26 protein-coding genes are annotated in these 26534 nt (G+C 48.7%); 19 read left to right on the top strand and 7 right to left on the bottom strand.

Annotated features, from left to right (window positions below; genetic code table 11):
* Positions 1-22 precede the first annotated feature (22 nt).
* Together IEW26_RS05485 and IEW26_RS05480 are read right to left on the bottom strand one after the other, a co-directional pair.
* A complete protein-coding gene (locus IEW26_RS05485) occupies positions 23-841 on the bottom strand; it encodes a class I SAM-dependent methyltransferase (protein ID WP_188591553.1) in 819 nt (272 codons plus the stop codon).
* Between the two features lie 167 nt (positions 842-1008).
* Positions 1009-2001, bottom strand: a complete 993-nt coding sequence (locus IEW26_RS05480; protein ID WP_229729668.1) for a helix-turn-helix transcriptional regulator — start codon at positions 1999-2001, stop codon at positions 1009-1011.
* A gap of 133 nt (positions 2002-2134) precedes the next feature.
* On the opposite strand from IEW26_RS05480, the gene IEW26_RS05475 reads away from it, so the two are divergent.
* Complete coding sequence (locus IEW26_RS05475) at positions 2135-3568, top strand: glycoside hydrolase family 1 protein (RefSeq protein ID WP_111270081.1); 1434 nt, start codon at positions 2135-2137, stop codon at positions 3566-3568.
* A 90-nt stretch (positions 3569-3658) separates the two neighbouring features.
* Here IEW26_RS05475 and IEW26_RS05470 read toward each other — a convergent pair whose 3' ends face one another.
* Positions 3659-4327, bottom strand: a complete 669-nt coding sequence (locus IEW26_RS05470; RefSeq protein WP_229729667.1) for a phosphatase PAP2 family protein — start codon at positions 4325-4327, stop codon at positions 3659-3661.
* Positions 4328-4497: 170 nt separating this feature from the next.
* On the opposite strand from IEW26_RS05470, the gene IEW26_RS05465 reads away from it, so the two are divergent.
* Entirely contained in the window at positions 4498-5073 is a 576-nt protein-coding gene (locus IEW26_RS05465; RefSeq protein ID WP_188591552.1) for an LPXTG cell wall anchor domain-containing protein, read from the top strand.
* Between the two features lie 123 nt (positions 5074-5196).
* Here IEW26_RS05465 and IEW26_RS05460 read toward each other — a convergent pair whose 3' ends face one another.
* Together IEW26_RS05460 and IEW26_RS05455 are read right to left on the bottom strand one after the other, a co-directional pair.
* Positions 5197-5976, bottom strand: a complete 780-nt coding sequence (locus tag IEW26_RS05460) for an AraC family transcriptional regulator (protein WP_188591551.1) — start codon at positions 5974-5976, stop codon at positions 5197-5199.
* An 18-nt stretch (positions 5977-5994) separates the two neighbouring features.
* On the bottom strand, positions 5995-6591 hold the full coding sequence (locus IEW26_RS05455) for a LysE family translocator (RefSeq protein WP_188591550.1): 597 nt from the start codon (positions 6589-6591) through the stop codon (positions 5995-5997).
* A 372-nt stretch (positions 6592-6963) separates the two neighbouring features.
* Between IEW26_RS05455 and IEW26_RS05450 the strand changes: the two genes are divergently transcribed.
* From IEW26_RS05450 to mmsB, 6 genes are all read left to right on the top strand, one after another.
* Entirely contained in the window at positions 6964-7971 is a 1008-nt protein-coding gene (locus tag IEW26_RS05450; protein WP_188591549.1) for a substrate-binding domain-containing protein, read from the top strand.
* Positions 7952-9928, top strand: coding sequence for a cache domain-containing sensor histidine kinase (locus tag IEW26_RS05445; protein WP_373288432.1), 1977 nt, complete (start codon positions 7952-7954; stop codon positions 9926-9928). Before IEW26_RS05450 ends, IEW26_RS05445 begins: the two co-directional genes overlap by 20 nt.
* A 17-nt stretch (positions 9929-9945) precedes the next feature.
* Positions 9946-11205: a response regulator gene (locus IEW26_RS05440; protein WP_229729666.1), complete on the top strand. Its 1260-nt coding sequence runs from the start codon at positions 9946-9948 to the stop codon at positions 11203-11205.
* Between the two features lie 252 nt (positions 11206-11457).
* Complete coding sequence (chvE, locus tag IEW26_RS05435) at positions 11458-12543, top strand: multiple monosaccharide ABC transporter substrate-binding protein (protein ID WP_111270778.1); 1086 nt, start codon at positions 11458-11460, stop codon at positions 12541-12543.
* A gap of 55 nt (positions 12544-12598) precedes the next feature.
* Positions 12599-14149, top strand: coding sequence for a multiple monosaccharide ABC transporter ATP-binding protein (gene mmsA, locus IEW26_RS05430; protein WP_145406134.1), 1551 nt, complete (start codon positions 12599-12601; stop codon positions 14147-14149).
* A complete protein-coding gene (gene mmsB / locus IEW26_RS05425; RefSeq protein ID WP_111270776.1) occupies positions 14133-15296 on the top strand; it encodes a multiple monosaccharide ABC transporter permease in 1164 nt (387 codons plus the stop codon). Before mmsA ends, mmsB begins: the two co-directional genes overlap by 17 nt.
* Positions 15297-15343: 47 nt before the next feature.
* Here the strand turns inward: mmsB and IEW26_RS05420 are convergent, their stop codons facing one another.
* Positions 15344-16123, bottom strand: a complete 780-nt coding sequence (locus tag IEW26_RS05420) for a class I SAM-dependent methyltransferase (protein WP_188591696.1) — start codon at positions 16121-16123, stop codon at positions 15344-15346.
* A gap of 191 nt (positions 16124-16314) precedes the next feature.
* Positions 16315-17685: a magnesium transporter gene (mgtE, locus tag IEW26_RS05415; protein WP_188591548.1), complete on the bottom strand. Its 1371-nt coding sequence runs from the start codon at positions 17683-17685 to the stop codon at positions 16315-16317.
* 194 nt (positions 17686-17879) lie between these two features.
* Here mgtE and IEW26_RS05410 point away from each other — a divergent pair, with 194 nt between their 5' ends.
* From IEW26_RS05410 to IEW26_RS05360, 11 genes are all read left to right on the top strand, one after another.
* Positions 17880-18602, top strand: coding sequence for a DNA alkylation repair protein (locus IEW26_RS05410; RefSeq protein WP_188591547.1), 723 nt, complete (start codon positions 17880-17882; stop codon positions 18600-18602).
* A 59-nt stretch (positions 18603-18661) separates the two neighbouring features.
* Complete coding sequence (locus IEW26_RS05405) at positions 18662-19216, top strand: methylated-DNA--[protein]-cysteine S-methyltransferase (RefSeq protein WP_188591546.1); 555 nt, start codon at positions 18662-18664, stop codon at positions 19214-19216.
* 20 nt (positions 19217-19236) lie between these two features.
* Positions 19237-20469 carry an amidohydrolase gene (locus IEW26_RS05400; RefSeq protein ID WP_188591545.1) on the top strand — a complete coding sequence of 411 codons (1233 nt, stop codon included), beginning with the start codon at positions 19237-19239 and terminating at the stop codon, positions 20467-20469.
* 185 nt (positions 20470-20654) lie between these two features.
* Entirely contained in the window at positions 20655-21059 is a 405-nt protein-coding gene (locus IEW26_RS05395; RefSeq protein WP_188591544.1) for a GNAT family N-acetyltransferase, read from the top strand.
* Between the two features lie 27 nt (positions 21060-21086).
* A complete protein-coding gene (locus IEW26_RS05390; protein ID WP_188591543.1) occupies positions 21087-21554 on the top strand; it encodes a GNAT family N-acetyltransferase in 468 nt (155 codons plus the stop codon).
* A 13-nt stretch (positions 21555-21567) separates the two neighbouring features.
* The gene (locus IEW26_RS05385) at positions 21568-21996 is read left to right on the top strand and encodes a GNAT family N-acetyltransferase (protein WP_188591542.1); all 429 of its coding nucleotides are present in this window, start codon (positions 21568-21570) and stop codon (positions 21994-21996) included.
* Between the two features lie 86 nt (positions 21997-22082).
* Positions 22083-23207, top strand: a complete 1125-nt coding sequence (gene dnaN, locus IEW26_RS05380) for a DNA polymerase III subunit beta (protein WP_188591541.1) — start codon at positions 22083-22085, stop codon at positions 23205-23207.
* Positions 23208-23266: 59 nt separating this feature from the next.
* Positions 23267-23884, top strand: coding sequence for a hypothetical protein (locus IEW26_RS05375; protein WP_188591540.1), 618 nt, complete (start codon positions 23267-23269; stop codon positions 23882-23884).
* Positions 23885-23896: 12 nt separating this feature from the next.
* Positions 23897-24841: a GNAT family N-acetyltransferase gene (locus IEW26_RS05370; RefSeq protein ID WP_188591539.1), complete on the top strand. Its 945-nt coding sequence runs from the start codon at positions 23897-23899 to the stop codon at positions 24839-24841.
* Positions 24838-25569, top strand: a complete 732-nt coding sequence (locus tag IEW26_RS05365) for a metallophosphoesterase family protein (RefSeq protein WP_188591538.1) — start codon at positions 24838-24840, stop codon at positions 25567-25569. Before IEW26_RS05370 ends, IEW26_RS05365 begins: the two co-directional genes overlap by 4 nt.
* A 272-nt stretch (positions 25570-25841) precedes the next feature.
* Entirely contained in the window at positions 25842-26372 is a 531-nt protein-coding gene (locus IEW26_RS05360) for a DinB family protein (RefSeq protein WP_188591537.1), read from the top strand.
* The last annotated feature ends 162 nt before the right edge of the window (positions 26373-26534 follow it).

Genomic DNA, 26534 nt, shown 5'->3' with positions numbered 1-26534 from the left:
ATCAAATGCATTACAATACACTTTAAACAATACCTATCCGCATGCGATAAGAGAATAAAACTTCTTTGGAGGCTCCATCAAAAACAAGCTCGGCCTGGCGTCTGAAGTCATCCGCAAGCTCATTCAATTCTGCTGCACCGAGCTTCAGCGCCGTTTGCAGACCACCTTGGCTGAGCGCCAGATTGGCATAACGGTCAGCGGTAAACGGCTCGTAATGATGGAATACAATCTCGCGGCTGTAGCGGAACAGACCTGACTGCCGAATGCGCTGCAGATGTTCCTCCTTGCTCCATTTATGTGCCTGCTGCTCTGCACTCGACAGACGTGAAGCAAGCTCGTCTGCAGTGCTTACCAACTGCTGGTAGGCTGCTTCGAGCTGCCAGTCCAGCACTGGCGGCCAGTCACAATCGTAGGCGGCAAAAATGCCACCAGGACGCAGCACCCGTGCAAACTCACGCAGGGTGGATGCCGGTTCCATCCAGTGAAACGATTGGGAGCAGGTCAGGATATCCACGCTGTCATCCGGCAAGCCGAGGTCATGGGACATGCCTGCCGCGAAGCGAAGCTGATCCGGCTTGCCTGCTGCTTCCCATTTGGCAATGCCCACACTGCGCATATCGTCACTAGGCTCCACACCGATAATACGCTCGGCATCGTTCAGCCAGATCCAGGTGGATAATCCTGTGCCGCAGCCGACATCAGCGACGAAGCGAGGTTTGCTTCCCAGAACATTCGTAAGTATATCGACAATTTCGCGGGGAGCAGAGGGCCTGTTTTGATCATAGAGTGTGCCAAATCCTTTAAAGCGTTCCACATTATTAAGCCTGATTTGCTGATTCATCGTCATGCCTCCCAAAAACGTTTAACGGCTATCCATGTTTCTTGGATACCTCAGTACATCAACGGTTCAAATCCTGAGAAGTTGAACAGCTCAATATCTGAGCAAACTCGATAGCTCAAAAGTTGAACCTGCTGCTTCCCTTAATAGCTTTATAATATAGCTATATATTATATTGTATCATCATGCGCAGCTTCGTGCCCATCATCTTCCAGCAAGAGTGAATGAGACACCGCATCCTGATGTCTGCGGCGCAGCTCCTTGCGCACTGCCGAAGGCTGGATTACCGTTACTTTTGAGCCAAAGGAGAGCAGGAACGAATATAATCGCTCACCCTCTTCAATCTGAAGCGAAACGCGCAGCTTTCCATCTGCCTCTTGCTGAATCAAAGCGGGGTCGAGCAGATCATAGACACGGTAGGCGACGGATTGCTCAAACAACAGCTCCAATTGAATCAGCTCAGGCTGCTCCTCGGCAGGTTTGTCCTCAGCGGGTGTTCTTCCTGCGTTTATATTCTCTTCTTTCATCGGCGCTGACAGCGTACGTTCATATGCACCAGGTACGAATTGAAGTTCTGTTATACGCTTGATTTTGTAAGTCAGTAGCGTATCTGGCTTATGCGGATCACGTTTCAGACCTTTGAAGTACCATGTATTGTTCTTGAAAATAAGCTTGATCGGTAAAGCAGTCTCTTCGCTCTCCTCCCCGTTCGAGTCCACATAATGGAATGAAAGCAGCTGGCTGGCGAATATCGCCTGTTTTACTTGGTTAAACAGCTGCACCTCCTGCTCGGGAATGCTGCCCCAAGGAGAATACTCAAATTCAATCCAGTCCAGTTTATGATCAAAAAGGGTCGTTAATCGCCCTAACATCCGGGCGCTGTTCAGATGAGGAATAGCACTGACGCTGTACAATCCCAGCAAAATTTCATTTTGCTCATCCTCATTCAGCAGTGACTTGTCCATGACATAGTGGTCCATCAGATGAATGCCGCCATGTTTGCCAGTTGTCGTATACACGGGAATACCTGCCGCACTCAGGCGGTCAATGTCCCGATATACGGTACGAACGGAAATTTCGAACAGGCGGGCAAGCTCCGGTGCGGTCGTTTTCTTTTTTTCCAGCAACAGCAGCAGCATTTGAAATAATCGGTTATGTTCCATGACAAAATTATATCATGACAGCCCTTGTCAGGGTATGGGTGCTAGACTTGGGGTATAACGTTATATTTCACAGTGAAGCTAAGAAACAAAGACTTGCTCCAGCAGGAGTTAACTTAAAGAGGAGGAACGCAGCATGAAAATGAAGGACGGATTTTTCTGGGGCGGCGCAACGGCGGCCAATCAGTTTGAAGGCGGATGGAACCGGGACGGGAAAGGGCCGAGCACATCGGATATGATGACAGGCGGCACACACACGACACCGCGCCGGATTACACCTGTACTGGAAGAGGGAACGTATTATCCGAGCCATGAAGCAGTGGATTTCTACGGGCATTACAAAGAAGACATTGCCATGATGGCCGAGATGGGCTTCAAAATGTTCCGCATGTCAATCAACTGGTCCCGCATTTACCCGAACGGTGACGACCTTGAGCCGAATGAAGAGGGCTTGAAATTTTATGATAACGTCTTTGCCGAGTTGAAAAAATACAACATCGAACCTTTGGTAACGATCTCCCACTACGAGACTCCATTTGGATTGACGCAAAAGTATAACGGCTGGGCTTCCCGTGAAGTAATCGATTTTTACATCCGTTATTGTAAAACCCTGTTCAACCGGTACAAGGATCAGGTGAAATACTGGCTGACCTTCAACGAAATCAACTGTTTGACGATGCCGCTGGGGGCATATATGGCAGGGGGATTGCTGTTTGAAGGCAAAGAAACATTGACCGATGGGGTAGATCAGCCGCAGACCCGCTTTCAGGCGCTGCACCATCAATTCGTCGCCAGTGCCAAAGCGGTGAAGCTGGGGCATGAGATCAACCCGGATTTCAAAATCGGCTGTATGGTTGCGTTCATGACCACGTATCCGAACACATGTAACCCTGACGATATTTTGCTTGCGCAGAAAAAGGACCAGCTGTCCAATATGATCTGCGGTGATGTGCAGGTTCGCGGAGCCTATCCGGGCTTTGCCAAACGTTTCTTTGCAGAAGAAGGCATCGAGATTCAGATGCAGCCGGAAGACGAGCAAACACTGCGCGAAGGCTGTGTAGATTTCTATTCCTTCAGTTATTACATGTCTCTGGTGGAAAGCGCCGATGCATCGCTGGAGAGAGCGGAGGGTAATCTGCTGGGCGGCATCAAAAACCCGTATCTCGAAGCTTCGGACTGGGGCTGGCAGATCGATCCCAAGGGACTTCGCTATACGCTGAACCATCTCTATGATCGCTATCAGATTCCGCTTATGGTTGTTGAGAATGGTCTCGGTGCGGTAGATGTCATTGAAGAGGACGGCTCGATTCAGGATGACTACCGGATTGATTACCTCAAAGGTCACATTGAGCAGATGAAAGAAGCGGTTGCGGACGGCGTAGATCTCATCGCGTATACGATGTGGGGCTGTATCGACCTTGTGAGTGCATCGACCGGGGAGATGAAGAAACGTTACGGCTTTATTCACGTTAACAAAGATAATGATGGCAACGGTGATCTAAGCCGCACGCCGAAGAAGAGCTTCTATTGGTACAAAAATGTGATTGCATCCAACGGTGAGGAATTGTAAAGCCGGAAGGTGGCATAGGAAAAAATTATTGTTAATGCAAAGCACCCGCCCATTCCTGTATTCAGGAACGTGCGGGTGCTTTGTTGTGTTTTAGACGATGCTGCTGGTTTGTAACCGGGACAGCCGTTGCAAATAGCGTCTGTAGAACCAGATGCAGGTGAATAGCCAGCACCCGCTGATAAAGTAACCCCCTACGACATCACTGGGATAATGCACACCCAGATAGATACGGCTCATACCGATGGTCAAAATAAAGACTGCACTGGCTACCATCATGAATACCCGTCCCGTAAAGCTGGGGATATGCTTCCAGATCAGAAAAGCCAGTCCGCCGTATAGGCTGAATGAGGCCATAGAATGTCCGCTGGGAAAGCTGTATCCGCTGACTTCGATAATGCGGTGAATGGTGGGGCGAGCCCGCCCAAATACAACTTTGAGAAGCGCATTTAACACGGTAGAGCCGACAAGCACACTGGTAAGAAACAGCAGCTCGCGTCTGTGCCCCAAGTAGAGATAGAGCACCAGCATAGCAAGAATCGTGATAATGACGACTTGCCGCCCGCTGCCAATCCAGGTGAAGAATTGCATCCATCGGGTCATACCGGGGGACTCCATCCCCTGAATCCAGTTGATCAGCACATCATCAAAGCGATGTATCTGGTTGTCGCTGATCGATAGCGCAATGCTGATAAAAGAGCATAAACATAATGCTGCAGCTAGCAGCGAAAATGAAATTTTTGACGTCCAATGGTTCTTCAATAATTCAAATCCTCCGTGATATATGATTCTTATATTTGCAGCTGTTCAAGAAATCATGTATATACTGATTTTCCTGAGCATAGTGTTAACCATTTTACAACAAAACAAACAAAAATCAAATGGAGGTGTTCTTAAAGATAAAGGCAACCTATAAGAGGGGGAGATGGAGGATGAGGAAGGTTGTCACAGTTGTTCTGATTCTGATGGTGTGTGCAGCAAGCTTATTTGTTTGGTCGGGGAAAAGAGCATATGCATGCAGCTGCGTGAATTCCACGGCCAAGGAGAGACTGGAGACGCACAGTGCGGTGTTTACGGGGAAAGTCGTAGATATTGGCGGTAACTTCATATCTATATTTAACAGTCAACAATACAAGACATACACGCTGGATGTGGATACGGCATGGAAGGGTGTGGATGCAAAACGGATGAAGGTCCTGATCAGTGATATGGGTGAGGCCGTGTGTGGAACAACATTGGAGAAGGATCAGCTGTATCTGATCTTTGCCAGTAAGGATGAGAGGGATGGCAAGCTTTACAGCAGCTTGTGCAGCTTCAACACCCGGCTGGAAAAAGCTGAAGATGCGGCAGAAATATTAGGCAAGGGGACTTCTGTCAGCTCCGATGATTTCAGATTCAGCAGCGGGTACCGCAGTTCCTGGATGATTGCTTTTTATGCTGGAGGCACAATTGCATTGCTTGGACTGGCAGGCGGCTGGCTGTGGAGAAGAAAGAAAAGGCAAGTTTAACCTGCCCAAGTATTAAAAAAATAACGTGTTGTGGCATAATCTGCGCAAGCAATCATAGCTGTTTGTTAAATTAATCCCCTTATGAACGTAAATGCGTTCTGTAAGGGGATTTTGACCTTCAATTCAGCGCTGCAGCTGCAGCATGTATTCATATGCGGTAACGCCGAATACCCGCTTGAAATGTCTGTTCAGATGTGTCAGATCCACGAAGCCGCAGTCGGCTACAGCGGCGTAGAGGTCCTTTTGCTTTTCCAGTGCTTGTCTCGCGTGTTCAACCTTGCAGTTCAAGAAAAACTGGTAGGGTGAAATCCCGGCACAGGCTTTGAATTCCCGAATGAATTGAAACTTGGATAAGCCGAATTCCGCAGAAAGATCGTCCAGCTTGAGCACGTCTGCGGTGCTGCAGTACATGATTTCTTTAGCTTTGCGAACGAGGCTGTCCTGAGGCTTCCAAAGCTTGGCGGGCTGTTCTTCCCGGGCAAGCATCTGCACCAGATCATAGAGCCGTGTGCTGCACTCGGCTTCGTCCTGTCTGTGCTGCACGGCATCGTTCAGCATCAGAATGCTTCGGGCAAGCTTCGGATCATAGACGATGGGAGTGGAGAAGCAAAGTTCTTTTTTACCCATAATCTCTTCAACGAGTTCGGGTTTCAGGTAGAGCATGACATAGTCAATGCCCTCTTTATCATAGGAGCTTCCGTCATGGAGCTGCTCCCGGTTAAACAGCATGACACCGTTCGGATGTGAAGCCTGATAGTGACCGTCCAGATTATATTGCTGGATACCGCGCAGCGTTACCCCTACAGCATATTCCTCATGGCAGTGCTTTTTATAGGTGAAATCGGTGAAGCTGGCGGACAGGGCCAGCACGTCTTGTGATCTTCTGTAACTAAACTGTTCCATGCCGCACACCTCCGCAGATTAGGGCGTGTCTGAGATAAGACCTGACACTATAATGGCTGAGTATATCAAAAAAAGAGCCATCAGCACACTGCATGTCCGCTGGTACCGATTCAGCAAGGAGCGAAAAACGGAGCCGAACACGACCCAGCTCGAATACGCCAAAAATCCGATACATGTAATCAGCATAACATATGCAAACGCAGACCACGATTCTGCAGCGACATAAGGAAGTACATAGGCCGGAATGACGGTAAACGTAAACAGCACCACCTTGGGATTCACAAACTGCATCATCAATCCGTTCCAGAAGCCTAAAATGGCCTGTGGAGCAGCCTCGGTAGAGCCCATGCGATAGACCTGATAAGCGAGATACAGCATGTAGATGCTGCCAATGACCTTCATGAACCGTAATATTCCCGGCAGAACGTCTGCGAGTACCTGGTTCAGAAAAGCAGAAGCGGTCAGCAGCAGACCAAACGCCAGCGTAGCTCCCCATACATAGGGCATGGTACGGCGCGCGCCTACCTTCTGGGTGGAAGAGAGAATGACAATATTGGCGGGGCCGGGGGTGAAGGTGACAACGATACAGTAGATTAAAAAAGATAGTATATTCATCTTGAGCTCCTTCTTGGATGATATCTTAATTTCAACTAAAGATTTTACACACACCACTCCGATGACAGAATAACCTTCCAATCGCTGTTATCCCCAGATTTTTTTGATTCCCCTTTCTAAAGGGGAAAATCCGGTGATAAAGGCGACCGCTCCGCTTTTTCAGGTTTTTTCTGTCCTCTCCGTTAACGTGTAAAAGAGTAGTTCAAATTAAATAGATTTTAAATTTCACAATCATTTTCGTAATCATACGGCGAAGCAGGCGTTCGTTTATAGTACATTATTGCAGAGAGGTTCCCTTTTTGAATGATTGCGTTTACAATCTATAACGAAGTGAGGGGTAATAGATATAGAACACTTGAGGAAGTGAACGAGATGAAAAAAATGCTGCTGGTCTATGTTGTATTGATTGCGGCGTTTGCTCTGTATGTATTGAGGTTTGAATATACCAGTCGGGTGAACAGCTCGTGGGAGAATCGCGGCCTGCGCGGTGATCTGGGCGAGACGTACATGATGATTACGTTCCAGTCGGGGCTGGAATATTGGAAAAGTCCCTTGAAGGGGTTTGAGGATGCTGCGGATGCGCTTGGAGTAACCGTCGAATATCGCGGGGCTACACGATATGACGCGAAGGAGCAGACAACGGTGATTGAGCAGGCGATTGCGCGTAAACCTGCGGGTATAGCCATATCAGCGATTGACCCGAAGTCGTTAATTCCAGCCATTAACAAAGCGGTGGAGGCAGATATTCCTGTTATTCTGTTCGATTCGGATGCCCCGGGCAGTCAGGCGTATTCTTTTCTCGGAACAGATAATTACAAGGCGGGCGTAACGGCAGCGGATAAAATGGCCGAGCTGCTGGGCCGAGAAGGAGAAGTGGGTGTATTAACGTCCCCGGGACAGCAAAACCATGAGGAACGTACAAAAGGATTCCGCGAAACCATTCAGCAGCGTTACCCTTTGATGCATGTTGTTGAAGTCGCAGATGGACATGGGGATACACTAAAATCCCGGGACGAGACGCTGCGTATGATGAAGGCGCATCCGAAGCTTGCGGGCATATTTGTAACCGAGGCAACGGGAGGGGCCGGGGCTGGAGAAGCTGTTCAGAATGCAGGGAATGCACAGAAGCTGCATATTATTACTTTTGACACCAACAAAGCAACGCTGGATCTCATCAAAAACGGGACGATATCCGCCACGATTGCTCAGGGAACCTGGAACATGGGATATTGGTCGCTTCAATACCTGTTCCATCTGCACCATCACTTGACCGTGCCTGCGCCATCGTCTTCCGGGGAAAACGCGCCGCTGCCAGTTACGGTGGATACGGGGATTTCCGTAGTGACACGTTCGAATGTGGATGATTATTATGCCAAATAACGATCATGAAGTTGAGAATAACTTCGGAATTCGCAGAACGTGGCGATCTGCAGCCGGAGAGTATGTCCGCCGTTTGCGTTTACGCAATATGCCGTTGCGGTATCAGCTGATGCTGCTGTTTTTGCTTTTTGCGATCGTGCCATCTGTAGGGTTGGGCCTGCTCGTCAACTGGACGGTAGAACGGGTGGTGGAGCGGCAGGTCGAGGGACATACGATGCAGCTGATTGGCAAGGTGAATGAAGCGTTGAACACCAAGATGGAAAATTTGCAAAATATGACCTATCTGATTGCGTTTGAACCCGATGTGGATGCTTTTATGGATGAGAAGCTTGCCGGAGACGGGGATCGACTCAACAGCAACAAACCATTCATGGGTAAAGGGGATGCAGAGTCTGATCAGGATCGCTTGTATGGCATGAAGCAGACTTTGCAGGGCTTCACAACGTTATATCCTGAAATTGCTGGCATCGTGCTGGTGAACGGGAAAGGGGATTACGTCAGTAATGATATGTATCCGCGAACCGCGGTCAATCTGACCCGGGAGGAATGGTATAAACGAGCCGCGGCACAACCAGGTATTTTTACGGTGCTGGGTCAGCCGCGGGAGCGTAATATGACAACACATGTGCGATATAAGGAGGATGAGATTGTATCTGTTGCCCGCTCGATTACGGATGAGACGACCGGACTGGTGAAGGGTGCAGTGCTGATTGATCTCAAGCTCAGGTCTGTGTCGCAGGCAGCACGTAATGTCACTCTCGGGAAATCCGGTTATGTTATGGTTACAGATGCTGCGGGAAGGAGTGTGTACAAGCCGGAACATCCGCTAATTGATCATATCCCGACAAACTGGTTTGCGGCGGGAGAAAGCGGAACATTTACTCAGGTGGTGGAGGGCGAGACATTATTGTTCATGTACCAGTCATCTACCTTTACGGGCTGGAGAACAGTCGGGGTATTTCCAACCAAAGATTCGATAACCGAGGTGAGGCAGATTCAGTTTTATGTGGTCAGCTTTGTCTTCGTTGTATGTTTGTTTGGTCTGAGCGCATCCTTGTGGTTCTCCCGCTCGATTGCCCAGCCGATTTTCCGGCTGATGTCTTATATGCGCAGAGCGGAGACAGGCAACCTCAGTGCAGGCCGCTGGAGTGATCGTACGGATGAGATCGGTATGCTGGGAAACAGCTTTAACCGCATGCTCAGCCAGATTCGTCAGCTGATCTCGCTGAATGAGCTGCGGGAACGGCAGAAGCGTGATGCGGAGATGCGCAGCTTGCAGGAGCATATCAAGCCTCATTTTCTATATAATACGCTGGATACCATTCACTGGATGGCTCGTAAGGAAGGGGCAGATGGTGTGTCGGATATGGTTGCTGCGTTGTCCCGCCTGTTCCGTATCGGACTCAGCAAGGGACAGGACTATATTCCGCTCCGCTCTGAACTGGAGCATATCCACAGTTATTTGCAGATACAACAGACAAGATATCGTGACCGTCTTCAATATACGTTAAACGTGCCTGAAGAAATACAGGGCCTGTATGTACTGAAGCTGCTGCTCCAGCCGCTGGTGGAAAATGCCATATACCATGGCATCAAGGGTAGACGAGGCCCGGGCCATATCGGGATAGAGGGAAAAATAGAGCATGGCAGGCTGCATCTGACGATTCAGGATGATGGTGCGGGCATGAGCAGCGAACGGCTGACCGAGATGCTGCAGCTGCTGGATATGCCCATGGAAAGCCTGGAATCGAGTTCGCCGGAATGGACGGGGAAAAGTTACGGCATGCTGAATGTGCAGGCACGGTTAAGGCTGGCGTTTGGAAGGGATTACGGTATTACGCTGCATAGCAGCCCTGGTGCGGGAACCCGTGTTACGATTGTTCATCCCCTCATGCGGGAGCTGCCAGCAGTTGTGCTTCCCCCAGCTAAGCGAGAAGATAACCAGGAGCGACAGTAAAAGGAGTGAACAAGGTCGTGGATGATATAAAAACACCCGTAAATGCAGCGGATACGCTGTATCGTGTGCTGATTGCAGACGATGAGCCGATTATTCGGGAAGGCATACGGGAGGCCATGGATTGGGCTGCGCTTGGCATGCAGGTGGTCGGCGAAGCCGAGGATGGTGAAGAAGCACTCGAACGAGCGGTTGAGCTGAACGTTCATGTCGTGCTGGTGGATATGAACATGCCGTTCCTGAATGGGATCGGGCTGATTCGTGCTTTACAGGAGCAGTGCCCGGGGGTGCGATATTTGATCATATCAGGCCATGATGAGTTTGCGTACGCGCAGGAAGCAGTGCGTCTCGGCGTGGAGGATTATATCCTGAAGCCTGTTCAGGCAGAGCAGCTGAAGGCTGCACTTGAGCGGCTTCGTCAGCGGCTGGATGAAGAGCATCAGCGGACAGCATATGTCAGACAGGCCGCGCAGCAGATTGAGCGAAACATTCCGCTGCTGCGCCAACGATTTTGTCAGGAATGGATGGAGGGCGAGCTTGGCGAGAAAAACCTCACAGAGCAGCTTGCCTTTCTGCAACTGCCCTCTGTGTCACCTGTTCAAGTCGGTGTTGTGCGCTGGCCTGCTGCGGAAGCACGTCAGACTATTTTGCGAGAGAATGATCGCCAGCTGTTTCTGTTTGCCGCGGAAAATATGATCACAGAGCTGCTCGAGAACCGTCCGCATGTGCTCTTTCGGGAGGGGAGCGGTCTCATCGGCATCTGTCTGTGGCAGGAGGCTGGAGAGGAGATATCATCTCTGCTGGAGCAGCAGATCAGTGCTTGCCTGAATATCGCAGTACATGCCTATGTCGAGTCTCATACGGGAACGCTCGAAGAGGTGCCGGAGACGTACCGGCACTGCCGTGCACAGGTATACGAGGAAGTGAAGCTCTCCCCGCTTGTGCGCAGGGCACGGCAGTTAATTCAGGAGGAATACGCGGAGCGGGAGCTGACGCTGGAATCACTCGCATCCCGTCTGCAGGTGTCGGCAGTGTACCTCAGCCGTGTGTTAAAAAAAGAGCTGAACGATTCCTTTGTTACACTGGTTACACGCGCCCGCATTCGTAAGGCTGCTCAGCTTCTGGACTCCACTGCGCTCCCGATCCACACGATTGCTGAACGAGTGGGGTATGATACACAGCATTATTTCAGCACGGCCTTCAAAAAAACGATGGGCATCTCTCCTGCCCAGTATCGGAAGAACGGCGGAACGGACAATTCGTCCGCAGGGCCAATGTAGACTATTAACATATCGAACCTATAATCAAACCCATCGCAAAAGGTTAACCGCCTGCGGTGGGTTTTTCGTTATCCTCTTCCATCAAAAGTTAAATTTTTATAAAAAAGGTTCAAAACCTGCAAAGACCACACGTAGTTGAAATGCTACGATAGGAGGCAGAAAGGCATGATGACTGCGTGACACTCGCCCAGTTGTAAGCGTTATCTCGATAATGAATCGGAACGTAAAGACGTGAAGAAAGGGGAACTTCATATGAAAAAAGGAGCAATACTCATCTGGCTTCTGATAATGGCTTTGATGCTCTCGGCCTGTAATCTGGCTGAAAGTGATGTAGGCAGCAAGGAAAAAGGATATGTCGGTATATCCATGCCTACCAAATCATCGGAACGCTGGGTGGGAGACGGGGAGAACATGGTTCGTCTGTTCCAGGAGCAAGGATACAAAACCGATCTGCAGTACGCAGAGGATGTCGTCGAAAATCAGATCTCCCAGATTGAGAACATGATTACCAAGGGTGTGGATGTGATGGTGATCGCATCGGTGGATGGCAACACGCTGACAGATGTGATCAAGAAGGCTCATGACGAAGGCATACAGGTTATCTCGTATGACAGGCTCATCCGCAATACACCTTATCTGACGTATTATGCTACGTTTGACAACTTTAAAGTGGGCGTGCTGCAAGCCTCCTACATTGAACAGAAGCTGGGGCTCAAAGAAGGCAAGGGGCCATTTAACATTGAGTTGTTCGGTGGATCACCGGATGACAATAACGCCTACTTTTTCTTTGACGGTGCAATGTCTGTGCTGAAGCCTTATATTGATTCCGGCAAGCTGGTCGTACGAAGCAAACAGATGACGATGGCACAAATCGCCACACTGCGCTGGGACGGGGCATTGGCTCAGGCACGGATGGATAACCTGCTGAGTGCCTACTATTCGGGCGATAATCTGGATGCGGTGTTATCCCCATATGATGGCATCAGTATCGGGATCATCTCATCTCTGAAAGGCATCGGCTACGGCAAGCCGAACAAACCGCTGCCGGTTATTACCGGACAGGATGCGGAACTGGCATCCATCAAGTCTATTGTGGCCGGGGAACAGACACAGACGGTTTTCAAGGATACACGTAAGCTCGCTGAGAAAACGGTGGAGATGGCCAATAGCATTTTGCAGGGAAAACAAGCAGAAGTGAATGATACGAAATCGTATAACAACGGATTAATGGTGGTTCCGGCTTATCTGCTCGACCCGATCTCTGTAGATCGAACCAATGTCGAAAAAGATATTGTGGGCAGCAAGTATTACACGAAACAGGAGATTGGTTTGCCATGAGGTAGATCATGAAATAGGGCTGCCGTAACGCAAACCCAGGAAAGGAGCACATGCCATGACGGACATCATTCTTGAAATGAAGAACATAACCAAAACATTTCCCGGTGTCAAAGCGCTGGAAAACGTCAATCTGAAGGTGCGGGAAGGCGAGATTCATTCGATATGCGGTGAGAATGGCGCAGGCAAGTCTACGCTGATGAAGGTGCTGAGCGGGGTATACCCCTATGGAAGCTATGAAGGAGATATTTTGTTCCGCGGTAAAACGTGTGAATTCAAGGACATTAAACAAAGTGAGGAGCTGGGCATTGTCATTATCCATCAGGAATTGGCGCTGATCCCGTATCTCTCGATTGCAGAAAATATATTTCTGGGCAACGAACGTGCCAGCAAAGGCATCGTGAACTGGAAGGAAACCTTTGTCGGAACGCGTGAACTGCTGGGCAAGGTGGGCTTGAACGAAAATCCGAATACTCTTGTGTCCAGCATCGGAGTAGGCAAGCAGCAATTGGTCGAAATTGCGAAAGCGCTCTCCAAAAAAGTACGTCTGCTCATTCTCGATGAGCCAACTGCTGCGCTGAATGAGGATGACAGTGAAAATCTGCTGCAGCTGATGCTCGAGTTCAAAAAGCAGGGCATCGCCTGTATCCTGATCTCCCATAAGCTGAACGAGGTGTCCAAGGTTTCGGATGCGGTGACGATTTTGCGGGACGGCAAGACGATTGAAACGCTCGATATGAAAAAGGACAACGTCACCGAGGATCGAATCATCAGCGGAATGGTTGGACGGGACCTGACGAATCGTTATCCTGAACGTCATGCCACCATTGGAGACGTGGTGCTGGAGGTGAAGGATTGGACAGTGTATCACGAGCATCAGGCGGAGCGTAAGGTGCTGGATCAGATCAACATGAACATCAGACGCGGTGAGATCGTAGGGATCGCGGGACTGATGGGTGCGGGACGTACTGAGCTTGCGATGAGCATTTTCGGCAAATCGTATGGTCGCAACATCTCGGGACAGCTGATCAAGGACGGCAAGCCGATTCAGAACAACAGTGTGACAGAAGCCATTCAGAATGGTTTTGCTTATGTGACAGAGGATCGCAAGGAATATGGACTTATTTTAATGGATGATATCAAACGCAACATTTCACTCACCGGACTTGGCAAACTGACCCGCAATGCCGTTGTGAACGAGCAAGAGGAAGTGCTGGTTGCGGAAGAGATGAAAAAAAGCATGAACATTAAAGCACCTAACATCCTCCAGAAAACAGGCAATCTGAGTGGAGGCAACCAGCAGAAGGTGGTGCTGAGCAAATGGATTTTTGCCGGGCCCGATATTCTGATTCTGGATGAGCCGACGCGTGGAATCGACGTAGGTGCCAAGTTCGAAATTTATACGATTATCCATAAGCTTGCTGCCGAAGGCAAGGGTGTGCTGGTAATTTCCTCCGAGCTGCCGGAGGTTCTGGGTCTGTGTGACCGGATTTATGTGATGAATGCCGGAAGAATCACGGGTGAAGTCAGCCGGGAGCAGGCATCGCAGGAAACATTGATGAGATATATGACCAAGTCTGGAGGCGGTAAGCATGGAAACGGTAACTAAACTGTTCAAAAATAATATACGTCAATACGGTATGATCATCGCCCTCGTTGTCATTATGCTTCTGTTTGAAGTGCTGACGAGTGGGTTGCTGCTCAAGCCGATCAATATTACAAACCTGATTTTGCAAAACAGTTACATTCTAGTCCTCGCCATCGGCATGGTGCTGGTAATTATTACAGGCCATATCGACTTGTCTGTCGGTTCGATTGCAGCCTTTGTCGGCGCCGTAGCCGCCATCATGATGGTGGATTGGCAGCTGCCCGCGTGGCTTGCAGTTATTGCTTCCCTGCTGGTCGGTGCGCTGATTGGCGCATGGCAGGGCTTCTGGATCGCATATGTACGGATTCCGGCCTTCATTGTGACGCTGGCAGGAATGCTGCTGTTCCGTGGTTTGACGATGATTGTGCTTGAAGGGCAGTCCATCTCCCCTTTCCCTGCCGGATTCCAGAAAATAAGCTCCGGTTTCCTGCCGGACGTTCAATTCTCCGGTCTGGGTCTGGTGTCCATTATTGTGGGGATTGCACTTACGATCTGGTACATCATTAATGAACTGCGGGAACGCGCATCCCAGCGCAAGTATGGCTTTGAGGTTGTATCTCAAGGGCTGTTCCTGCTCAAGCTGATTGTGGTCGCTGCGGTCACGAACCTGTTTACATTTGTACTGGCAAGTTATGCGGGGATCCCGAATATTCTGGTGCTCTTGTTTGTACTGATTGTGGTGTACTCCTTTGTGATGAATCGTACCGTCATGGGACGACATGTATATGCTCTCGGCGGCAATGAGAAAGCGGCAGGGCTGTCTGGGGTCAAAACGAAAAAAGTCACGTTCTGGGTGTTCGTGAACATGGGTACACTGGCTGCGGTATCCGGTCTGATCTTTGCCGCACGTCTGAATGCTGCTACGCCAAGAGCGGGTACGAACTTTGAGCTGGATGCCATCGCGGCTTGCTTCATTGGGGGGGCGTCGGCTTCAGGCGGGATCGGAACGGTGTTTGGTGCCATCATCGGTGGTCTGGTTATGGGTGTGCTGAACAACGGGATGTCGTTGATCGGTCTCGGTATCGACTGGCAGCAGGGAATCAAGGGCTTGGTGCTGCTTCTGGCGGTAGCGTTTGATATCTATAACAAAAATAAAAGAGCGGCTTAATACAAACTTAGCAAAAAGGCTTGGCGTGTGCCAAGCCCTTTTTGACTTTATTTTGGAACGGCAATCCATAATGTCCATGAATCTTTTTCAATAATCGGAGCTGTGCTGTTTTTAAGTTTGCTGTTAATAAACACAATCAGCTCGCCAAGCTCATGGTCTGTTAATTCATGAAGAATCGAGCGTCCGGTCCGCTGCGCCAGATCTTTATTTAATGCAGCCAGGTCCTGATGAACACACCTGGTTTCCCAGAGCTGCACTGTTTTTACGATCACGAATCCATTGGAATCAAGCGATCTCTGGACTTCATGGGCTTCGTGCCGACGGGAGCGCTCCATGTCAATCCATTCAGGATGCTTTTCGAAGAAGTAACCCCTAATATGATGTTCATCCCCTGGCAGTAAACAATCTTCCGGTGTTCTGTCTTGAATGATGAATACACCATCTGTTTTCAGGATACGCTTAGCTTCTTGAAAACAGCTGTCTAAATCTTGTAGATGATGTATGAGCGCTCTTTCCAGGACGATATCGAATGTACTGTCTGGAAGTCCCGAGCTGTAGGCATTGCCTTGTCTGAATGTGACATTGCTCAAATTCTCACAATGCTTGGCAGCCCCGTTTAACATCTCTTCCGAAAAATCTATTCCAGTGACATGCTTCGCTCCTGAGCTTGCTAAAGCTTTAGTATAAATTCCTCCACCGCAGCCGATATCAACAATTTCTTTACCAGCTATGCCTGCATGCTCCTCAATCAAAGAGAGCCAAGATGCATCCGCAGTTCTGGTCGCATACGTCATTCTGTTGCGTTGATCGTGAAAATCGATTGGCACAATAACCACCTCTTGTTTCATTGTTTGAAACCAAGTTTCAACATATGATATAACTTACGATACCATATTTTTCTTTATGGTCAAGAGGTTCCAGCTTATTCCCATACGTCCTTACGATATAACTTGAGAACCATTCAATTACAAGACGTTAACGGAGAGAACAGAAGAAACTGATCCTGACCTCGCATTATCTACATCAATGCACCTATGAAACGGGTAGCGATGCCGAAGTAGATAAACAGTGAAAGAATATCGTTCAACGTTGTAATCAACGGACCGGAAGCTACAGCAGGATCGACCTTGAAGCGGCTGAGCAGGAGCGGAATGCAGGTGCCTGTCAGTGTACCGATGATCAACGTAAAGAACAGGGACACACCGATGATCATACCGAGCAGCCAGTCCCCTTGCCAGATATATGCGATCACCGTAATCAGCACGCCGCAGACCACACCAATCATCATGCCGACTTTGATCTCTCGTATAATCAGAGCAAGCACCGTTGTTCTGTCCAGCTTGCGTCCAATCAGTCCGCGTACAACAACCGCGAGCGACTGCGTTCCCGTATTTCCTGTCATTCCGGCAATCATGGGCATGAAAAATGCGAGCGCCACAACCTGATTCAATGTATCCTCAAAAAAATCCACAATGCTTCCCGAGATCAGGCCGATTAATAACAGCAAAATAAGCCAGGGCAGCCTGCGTCTGACCGCGACGAGTGGTTTGGTATCAAAATCAATATCCTTGCCGCCGCCGCCCATCTTGGCGAGGTCTTCACTGGCCTCATCCATAATAATGTCAATGACATCGTCCATCTGGATGATGCCGCACAGACGGTTGTTCTCATCTACAACGGGCAGAGCCATGAATTCGTAGCGCTGCAGCAGCTGGGCCGCTTCCTCCTGGTCCATATCTACGGTGGCGTGGATGACCCGTCTGGTCATCAATTCCTCCACCTTGGTTTTGTCATCGGCCAGAGCGAGAGAACGATAACTGACCACACCAGCCAGCTTGCCCTCATTGTCGGTGACATAGAGATAACTGGAAGCGGAGAGATGTAAAGTGCCTTGTGATTGTCTTAGTGCTTCCTTCGCTGTATCGTGAGTGAACAGGGTACGATAACGGTCTGTCATAATCCGTCCGGCCGTTTCCGGTGGATAGCTGAGCACAGAGCGGATAATCGCTGAATGATCCAGATTCATGCTGGACAGCAATTCTTCTCTGCGCTTTGCAGGCAGATCGTGCATGAAGCGGATGAGGTCACTTTTATCCATCTGCTGCATGACTTCCAGTGTACGCTCTGGCCCGAGTCGTTCAAAAAGTTCAGCCTGCTCGTGCAGCTTCAGGTTCTCGGCCAGATCGGCCAGTATATCCGGCTTGAATAGAAGAAGAAAGCGATTTTTGTCGTCTTTCGGGAACTTTTTATAGATGAGTGAAAGATCATAGGGACGCAGTTCCTTCACAAGTTTATAGAATTCCGGCAGATTCCGGGATTGTACATGCTGCGTAAGCTGCAAGGTGATTTCCTCAAGGGAAAGCTCTTTGGTCGTCTGTGACCTTTTCATATCGACACTCCTTTTCTAATGCTGGGTTTCATATTTTTAAACGAAAAGGCGCTAGTGTTAAACAACGCTGTACCCACATGGGACAGGATATTGTAATCTTGCTTAAACATTCGAGATAGGCTTACAAACGGAAGCGCTCAGGATATACTTGTTCTACAGCTTTTACAATAAAACCGATGTGGAGGTCGTCCTTCTTGGAAAGAGATATTCGAACACAATTGCTCAGTCTGGCTGAGCCGGAATACCAGAAATTCGCGGCTTCTCTTATCCCGAATATATCCAATGTAATGGGGGTGCGCTTACCCGCAGTCCGCAAAATAGCCAAACAGATCGCCGCAGGAGACTGGCGGACGTACCTGAATACGGCAAAGGACGAATATTTTGAAGAAGTGATGCTGCAGGGCATGGTCATCGGGCATGTGCAGGCAGAGCTGGATGAGCTGCTGACCCTTATTGCGGCTTTTGTTCCCAAGATCGACAACTGGTCCGTGTGTGACAGCTTCTGTGCCGGACTGAAATATACGAAAGTGCATACCGAAGCGATGTGGAACTTTATTCAGCCTTATCTGAAATCCGAGAAGGAATATGACATCCGCTTTGGCGTGGTTATGCTGTTGAACTTTTATCTGGAGCAGCCTTATATTCATCAGGTGTTACCGTTGCTTGATCAGATTAAACATGAGGCTTATTATGTGAAAATGGCTGTGGCCTGGGCAATCTCGATCGCTTATGTGAAGCAGCCTGAAGCTACCATGCCGTATTTAAGGCACAACACGATTGATGATTTTACGTACAACAAGGCACTGCAGAAGATTACGGAATCATACCGGGTAACGCCGGAGGACAAGAAAGTGATCCGCAGCATGAAACGTAAGGTGAACAAACAGACAATTGCGCCAAAAGAGACAAGCTCCTGACTCAGATGATGGCAAAGGGGTTCTGACTCAGACAATGTTAAAGAGAGGGTGAATAGGGAATGCGTCAAAAGATAATGTATACCACGATGCAGCTGGACGGTCGTCCTTGGAGTCTGCTTGCAACAGAGAAGGGGCTGTGCAGGATCGTTATGCCGAATGAAACGCTGGAGGACTGGCACGGCTGGATTGGTAAAATTGCACCTGGCGCCGAGCTGGAGGAAAATGAGCAAGCGTTAAAACAGACCGGTATGATGGACTGGATAAAATCCTATTTTGCAGGAGAAAGGACAGCTTACACAGAGGACATCCCGCTTGACCTGATCGGTACCGAATTTCAGCAGCAGGTATGGAAAGCGCTCGGGCGTGTGCCATACGGTGAGACACGTACCTATGGCGATATCGCTGCCGTGATCGGACGGCCTTCGGCTGTGCGGGCTGTAGGTGCAGCGAACGGAGCGAATCCGATTCCTTTGCTGCTCCCGTGTCACCGAGTTATTGGTGCGAACCGCAAGCTTACGGGCTTTCGTGGTGGTCTGGAGTTGAAGCGCAGGCTGCTGGATATCGAGCAGATTCAAGGTGTTGAAGCTGGAGGGCATGCAAGGTTTGAATTTTAACATCAAGAGGTGAATGATCTATGCAACAGACATATTGGCTGACAAATGTCATTTTGGAACAAGGGTACATTCGTGAAGGAACAGAGGTCACAGGCACACAAACAGGACTCTCGCATCTTCGGATTGAGAACGGAGTGATCGCAGCCGTTCTGGATGGTAGTGAACAGCTGACGGACAATTTGCCGCAAATAGATGGCAAAGGGCTTCTTTTGCTGCCTTCGTTTGAAGAAGCACACATTCATCTGGATAAAACCTACTATGATGGGCCGTGGAGAGCGGTTAGACGTATCTCCAGTATCTTTGATCGCATGGAAGAGGAGAAGGTGCTGCTGCCTAAGCTGCTGCCCGAGGCCAGACGCCAGGCAGAAAGCCTGCTCGCTTTGATTCAATCCAATGGCTCCACACATGTTCGTGCACATTGCAACATTGAACCGGTCAGCGGGCTGCGGCGGTTGGAGGTTACGAAACAGGCACTTGATCGTTATGCAGGAAAGTTATCTTCCGAAATTGTTGCGTTTCCGCAGCATGGGCTGTACCACTCAAACTCGGTGGAGCTTATGGAACAAGCTATGGCAGAAGGAGCAACTCATGTTGGGGGACTTGATCCTTATACTGTAGATAAAAATATAGAGAAATCGCTGCATACGATGGTTGAGCTGGCAGTGAAGCATCAGGCGGGGATTGATATGCATCTGCATGACAGCGGAGAAGCGGGCAAGCAGACATTGCTTGAGCTTGTCAGACTGACGGAAGAAGCGGCGCTTCATGGTCAGGTTACGGTCAGTCATGCGTTCTGGTTTGCCAGTGCAGAACAGCACGAGGCCGAAGAAATGGCGGGTCGAATGGCATCGCTAGGCATGAGTGTGGCTTCAACCGTTCCGATTGGCAAGACGATGATGCCGCTTCCGATGCTTCGGCAAGCAGGTGTCAACGTGAAGCTGGCAACGGACAGTCTGACGGATCACTGGTCACCGTTTGGCAGCGGCGATATGCTGGAGAAGGCTGGCCGATTCGCTGAGCTGTATGGATACAGTGACGAGTTGTCTTTATCACAGTCGCTGGCCGTGATTACAGGCGGAGTGACACCGCTGAATGCAGCAGGGGAGAGGGTCTGGCCGAAGGCGGGGGATGCGGCGAGTTTTGTGCTGGTACATGCGAGCTGTGCGGCCGAAGCGGTGGCTCGGCGGGCACACAGAGAAGCTGTATGGTATCAAGGCCAGATGGTGAGCGGAAGAAACGAACAGCAACTCTGAAGCTAACTAGCTAAAGCTTGAATAGATAAATCGGGATTAAGCACAAAAGTGAGCCGCGGATAACGCGGCTTTTTTGCATGCCATGCTATGAGCATGGTGATCAGAAGCAGAGGAAGAAATCATACGCAGATACCACATTTTGGGTTATGATAGATGAGATTCCAACATAAAGGAGAGTTATGCACATGAACATTGAATATGCCTTGCAGACAGACTACACCTACATCGTTGATAAGGATCGGCATATTCATCAGGGACTGGTTGAACCCAAGATAAAGGAGAAGGAAATTTACATCCTCTGGGAAGGTGAAGCAAGGATCGGTTGGATGAGGTATGGATATTTTTGGGATAACATGCCCTTTATGAATATGATCTGGATGGAAGAGCCGTATCGCGGTCGCGGATTAGGGCGGCTGGTTGTGCAGCATTGGGAAAATGAAATGAAACAAAAGGGTTTTGATATCGTCATGACCTCCACACAATCGGACGAGCAAGCACAGCATTTTTATCGGAAAATGGGCTATGTAGATGCAGGCGCACTCCTGCTGGACAATCAGCCACTGGAAGTCATACTGATCAAAAGAATTTAGGCAGTGACAGCTGAAGGAGTGTTGAGTATGAATTATCACATGGAGAAACGAGTAACTTTACAACGGATAACAAAGGAAAATGAGGAGCAGTGTATCCGTCTTCAACCACGGGAAGATCAGTTAGCACTGGTAGCCAGCAACGCGGATTCATTAATCCATGCGACCAAGGAAGTCACTTCAAGACCCTACGGGATTTATGCGGGAGATGACATGGTCGGATTTGTTTTATTTGATAACGAGATGTATACGGATGGGTACTACTGGATTCTTCGCTTTATGATTGATAGGCAATATCAGGGGCAGGGTTATGGCAAAAACGCTATCCAGGAGATTATTCACATGCTGGAAGAACGAAGCGACTGTAAACAGATCAGAGTATCTCATGTACCTCACAATATCACAGCCAATACGCTGTACAAGCATTGTGGTTTTGAGGAAACAGGTGAACGAGAGGATAACGGTGATATTATTTTGAGTTACCGTATAAGAGAATAGGGGGCAGCAAGTCATGATCAGAGAAGCGGAAGCCAGGGATGCAGCATGTATTGAAGGATTGTACAGAGAACTACTGCCTGATCATGCGGGTACGAAAGTGCTCGCTGAACGCATTGAAGAGATTAGATGCCACGAACACAGCTTTCTGTTTGTATACGAAGTGCAGGATCAGATAGTCGGTACCGCACATTTACATATATGCTTGGATGCTCTCGCAGGAAATCGACCGTTTGGTGTGGTGGAGAGGGTTGTTATTTCTGACAAGGTGCGGAGCAAGGGATATGGTTCAGAATTAATGGAGCACCTTGAACAGGTATGTGTACAGTTGAACGCTTCGAAGATGCTTCTTGCCAGTGGTGCCTCCAGGCACGGGGCGCATCACTTCTACACGAAGCTTGGGTATGATGGAGAGTCCAGTAAAGCATTTAAGAAATATCTATAACTTCAGGAGAGACGTCCAACTGTAGTACAGGCTTTTCTATATGTCATTGTTTCACTGCTTAATTTCCAAAGCAAGGAGCTGTCCCCATGAGAGTAGCTATAAACCGTGTTCGTTTGCTGGAGCAGTTAAGCAGAACGGTCCGATTTGTGTCATCCAATGAGCATGTTCGAGTGCTTGAATGTGTGTATATAGAGGTGTCTACAGACCGAATTAGCATCATTGGTGGAGAGGGCACCACTTTTTTTATGACGGAGATGCATACAGAGCATGTTCAGATTCAGCAATCAGGCAGAGTTGTGGTGCAAGCCAAACTTCTGGCCGACATTGTGCGAAAGATGCAAGAGAGCGAGATTATTTTATCCAACGAGGAAACGAATGATCGTTTAACGGTGACTACCCCCTCTGCCAGATCCACCTTTATGCTGCAACTGCTGCCGGCTGATGAATACCCGCTTCCAGAGCGCATGGAGGAAAAGACATTGTTTACGATCCACGGAGGATACCTGAAAGCCGCGATTCGTCAAACCTTGTTTGCAATCCAGAAAAAAGAACAGATGCCCACACTTACCGGTGTGAAGATGGAGGTTCAGAATAACACGTTAACCATGATTGGCTGTGACCGGTATCGGATGGGGAAGGTGAAGCAGACTCTAAAGTCTGAAAGTTCTGCTGCCAGCGAAACGGCAATTGTTCCTGGCCGGGCCATAAACGAGCTTGAAAAACTTCTTGGCGATGAGTCTGTGGACGTCAAATTATGCAAATCCAAAATTGAGTTTAACGGCAAAGATTTTACACTTCTAACCCATTCCATTTCAGGCAATTATCCGAACGTTGATATAGATGTAGAAGGGGCGTACGCAGCTCGTTTTAACCTCCAAAAGTCTACACTTATAGCTTCGCTGAAACGAGTAGCAATTATTGCCTCTCAGGAGAGAACAAATCTGATTAGAATGCGGGTTCAGGCGAAGCAGGTGCAGTTCAGCGCCTCAAGTCAAGTAAATCAAGCGTTGGAGTCTCTGGATATCGATCAATTTCTCGGAGTGGAATGTAAAGTGTCATTCAATGTGGGTTACGCTTTGGAAGCTTTAAAAGCTCTGGATACAGAACAGGTTCAAGTACAGATCAACCAAGGGATGCAGATGGTTCTATTTACCTCGCAAGAGAAGGAAGGGGTACTGCAATTAATTATGGCGGCTCGGACAGCTGGCTGATTTTTGTGCGCAAGAGAAGCAGCAGGATAGATTAATAACATCATTCAGGAGGTAAAGGCATGCGGAAAGCTTCTAGTTTTATCCAGCAACTGCCCGATATTCAAGAGTGCCAGCGGATGTTCAAGGCAGCAGCGATGCTGGATGCCATTTTGATGCCGGAATGGCAGTATAGATTCTACTCATACAATGCGCATTGGGATGTGAATGAACAGATGGCCTCGCTGAGAGATGGAGAGGGAGATCACTACTTTGCGCTGTTTGATTCCCGCGGTTTGATCGTGAAAGGTTACGACAAAGCCTATGCATCTCTTCATAAGAATCAACTTGGTGACGTGTTGACGGGTGTGCCTAAGGTATATGAAGCGTTTCTGAAAGAGCCCGCTTTTATGATGGATCAGACGACATTCTGCATCTGGAATGAAGCGGGGCGGAACGAGTGGGCCTCGAGTCAGCAGCTTGCGGATGAAGCCTATGCCTTGCTGCAGTTGCTTACTGGAGGTGCAGCGTATTATCTTGCCTGGGCTCAGGGGTATTATGAGATTGAACTCGAGCTGCAGTGGGTACAGCATGTTTTTGCTATGAAGCCGCTGAATGAAGAACTGCTGCAGGGGCTGAACGCGGAACTGGAGCTTGATGAGCTTCAGGAGGATATTACGGAGATTGGATACGTGGTCTAGGAGGAATGACATATGAGTTTAACAGAGTGGACTGCAGACACGCTTCAATATGATCTGTCAGATGAATACTCGCTCAGGCTTGCGGATGATCAGGAGTGGGGGTTATTTTGCACCATTTATTATGATATGGGTTACGTTGGATTTTTCAGAGAAGAAGAGTTCAACTCCTCAAGGTGCAGCGCGTACTGGATCTATCAGAATGAGAGCAAAATAGGCGGTGTGCGAATGGAACCGAACAAGATGTATCATTTATTCTTGATTCCGCCATTCCAGCAAGGATATCAGGTCGTCAAGCTGCTGAAGCAAAAATTAATGCAGTGGTCTGATCGCAGTAGACGTATTGTGACATTTGAGATTTTGCCGGGTCAGGTGGACTGGTTTGCCAGAGCTGGATTCTGGCCGGCCGAATTCAGGTGCCGCTGGATGCAGCGGCCTGTGGATCGTTATGAGATCGAATGGGAGGACAGATGGTCTGTACAAAGTCCCGAGATTATCGAAAACGGAACGGGCGGTTTGAAGTACATCAACGAAGAGCAGATTGCCCGGTGTGATCTGGAGAGTTTTGGCGGCAGTCTTGAAGCAACGCGAAGAAAGCAGAAATCCCTGGAAGATTTTACGCCTGACGAAGACCCTAATTATACGAACGAGATCCTGTCCCGGGCCTCTACGCTTGTATATGATCAGGAGACGGGACAGTTGGTTGCCAACTGCCGCTTGTGTCTACAGGACAATCAGGCTGCGGTATACAGTATCGGCGTCATTCCTTCGTATCGAGGAAGAGGACTGGCTACCCGGATGTTACAGAGAGCATTAACGATGCTCAAGGGTCATTATCCATTTTTGCGGCTGTATGTGATGGAAGGTAATGAAGCAGAGTCCGTATATGTGAATCTGGGCTTTGTACAGGGGGTTCAGGAGATTCAGACGATGTATATTCCCGAGGAGGAATCGGAATGAAAGCGGCTATTCTAACCGATATTCATGGAAATGCGCCTGCACTTCAAGCTGTACTGAAGGATATTGATCAACAGGGGGATATTGAGCGGTTATTTTGTTTGGGAGATATGATCGGCCTTGGCCCTTATTCCAATGAAGTTCTTGACATGTTATACAATCGCAAGAACCTGACGGCTATCGCAGGAAATCATGAACAAGCTGTACTGCATCTGCTTGAGGGGAAAGGGCCGCTGGAAGGACACAAAGGCATGCAGCAGCATCATGAGTGGATTGCGGAGCGGCTCAGCGAGGACTCCATCAAGCGAATACAGCTTTTACCCCAAACGATCGAAGAAGAAGTTGAAGGACAGCATGTGCTTTTGACACATTATCATATGACGGATGACAAGCTGGATGCAATCGAGAAGGAGCCTGCCGGAATAAAGTGGGATGCAAAATACGAAGGCAGCTCGTATGATCTGATTTGTTTTGGACACTATCATATTCTGCATTATTTCAGGACAGCGCGGCGCGTCTACCTGAATCCGGGAGCATTGGGTTGTAATGATCTGGCGGTGGCGAGATACGGAATTGTGGATTTTCAGAAGCATCAGCTGGATGTGAAATTTACGGCGGTGCCCTATGATAATAGACCATATCTGCAATCGTATGCGCGTCTGAACGTGCCTGGTCGGGATTTTATTTTAAAAGCCTTCTACGGGAATCAACTCGAAAAAGAAATGAATTAGCGACAAGGGCGATCTAGCAAGGTCGCCTTCTCTCGTTTATAAGATCGCCTTTTTCATTCATTGGTCTAAATAGGGGGAGGTAACTATCATTTTTGTTGTCATTATTGGTGTACTTGTATTGCTGATTCTAGGTCAATATGTAGTTAAGGCGGCTATCGATACTTCGAAAAATAGTGAGCATACGCGCGAGATTTTGGAAGAGTTAAGGGAAATCAAAGCGTTATTGAAAGATAAGCAGTGAAGATAGATAAATCTATTAAGGAGTGATGAGCGTGATTCATGATTTAAAAGGTGAAGATCACATGAGTTCTGCGGTGGGCATGCTTTTCGCTATGGTAGAAGAGAACTGGAACAGGTTGGAATCCATTACGGGTTCAATGTCACAGGAGGAGGTCGATTATAAAGGACCCGGTAATCTCTACAACAGCACAGCTCAGCTGCTAAGACATATTATGTTCGTTGACCTGAACTGGGTATATCGCATGAAAGGACAGCAACTCCCATACGATATGTTGGAGCAGTATGGCCCTATGATCGGTAAAGATAACAAACTTCCGTTCATTGAGGGAGTGTCAAGAGACACACTGATTTCTCAACATCGTTTGGTTATGACCATGCTGCAGCAAACATGCTCGCTGCTGACTGATCAAGACCTGAATACCGTGCTTGCTTTCGGACATGAGAATGAAAAGCAGGCTTCCGTTCGCTGGGCACTGTGGCATATGGCTGACCACAATCGTTATCATCAGGCACACATTAATCAGCTGCGGAAATGGTATAAGAATGATAACTCTAATCGATGAAAGGCAGGCGGTCATTGCATTAAACATGAAATAGAACATAACCAAACGTCAAACCAGCGTGTTAATAATTAAGAAGAGGAGCCGGATTGCATCATGGCAGGTCATAAAGTTCTTGTTATTACTGATGTGCAGGAATTATCTGGATAAAGAATTGGAGGGAAC

The sequence above is a fragment of the Paenibacillus silvae genome, assembly GCF_014639235.1.
Lineage (GTDB): Bacteria > Bacillota > Bacilli > Paenibacillales > Paenibacillaceae > Paenibacillus > Paenibacillus silvae.
This window is presented reverse-complemented; position numbering and strand designations above follow the sequence as displayed.

Bases quoted from the DNA above. Each gene is read 5' to 3' on its own strand.
- IEW26_RS05445 (WP_373288432.1), top strand. From the start codon at position 7,952: ATGATTATTATGCCAAATAACGATCATGAAGTTGAGAATAACTTCGGA.
- IEW26_RS05375 (WP_188591540.1), top strand. From the start codon at position 23,267: ATGCGGAAAGCTTCTAGTTTTATCCAGCAACTGCCCGATATTCAAGAG.
- IEW26_RS05460 (WP_188591551.1), bottom strand. From the start codon at position 5,976: ATGGAACAGTTTAGTTACAGAAGATCACAAGACGTGCTGGCCCTGTCC.
- mmsA (WP_145406134.1), top strand. From the start codon at position 12,599: ATGACGGACATCATTCTTGAAATGAAGAACATAACCAAAACATTTCCC.
- IEW26_RS05465 (WP_188591552.1), top strand. From the start codon at position 4,498: ATGAGGAAGGTTGTCACAGTTGTTCTGATTCTGATGGTGTGTGCAGCA.
- chvE (WP_111270778.1), top strand. From the start codon at position 11,458: ATGAAAAAAGGAGCAATACTCATCTGGCTTCTGATAATGGCTTTGATG.
- IEW26_RS05400 (WP_188591545.1), top strand. From the start codon at position 19,237: ATGCAACAGACATATTGGCTGACAAATGTCATTTTGGAACAAGGGTAC.
- IEW26_RS05385 (WP_188591542.1), top strand. From the start codon at position 21,568: ATGATCAGAGAAGCGGAAGCCAGGGATGCAGCATGTATTGAAGGATTG.
- IEW26_RS05365 (WP_188591538.1), top strand. From the start codon at position 24,838: ATGAAAGCGGCTATTCTAACCGATATTCATGGAAATGCGCCTGCACTT.
- IEW26_RS05485 (WP_188591553.1), bottom strand. From the start codon at position 841: ATGAATCAGCAAATCAGGCTTAATAATGTGGAACGCTTTAAAGGATTT.
- mgtE (WP_188591548.1), bottom strand. From the start codon at position 17,685: ATGAAAAGGTCACAGACGACCAAAGAGCTTTCCCTTGAGGAAATCACC.
- mmsB (WP_111270776.1), top strand. From the start codon at position 14,133: ATGGAAACGGTAACTAAACTGTTCAAAAATAATATACGTCAATACGGT.
- IEW26_RS05390 (WP_188591543.1), top strand. From the start codon at position 21,087: ATGAATTATCACATGGAGAAACGAGTAACTTTACAACGGATAACAAAG.
- IEW26_RS05395 (WP_188591544.1), top strand. From the start codon at position 20,655: ATGAACATTGAATATGCCTTGCAGACAGACTACACCTACATCGTTGAT.
- IEW26_RS05475 (WP_111270081.1), top strand. From the start codon at position 2,135: ATGAAAATGAAGGACGGATTTTTCTGGGGCGGCGCAACGGCGGCCAAT.
- dnaN (WP_188591541.1), top strand. From the start codon at position 22,083: ATGAGAGTAGCTATAAACCGTGTTCGTTTGCTGGAGCAGTTAAGCAGA.
- IEW26_RS05455 (WP_188591550.1), bottom strand. From the start codon at position 6,591: ATGAATATACTATCTTTTTTAATCTACTGTATCGTTGTCACCTTCACC.
- IEW26_RS05450 (WP_188591549.1), top strand. From the start codon at position 6,964: ATGAAAAAAATGCTGCTGGTCTATGTTGTATTGATTGCGGCGTTTGCT.
- IEW26_RS05370 (WP_188591539.1), top strand. From the start codon at position 23,897: ATGAGTTTAACAGAGTGGACTGCAGACACGCTTCAATATGATCTGTCA.
- IEW26_RS05480 (WP_229729668.1), bottom strand. From the start codon at position 2,001: ATGGAACATAACCGATTATTTCAAATGCTGCTGCTGTTGCTGGAAAAA.
- IEW26_RS05405 (WP_188591546.1), top strand. From the start codon at position 18,662: ATGCGTCAAAAGATAATGTATACCACGATGCAGCTGGACGGTCGTCCT.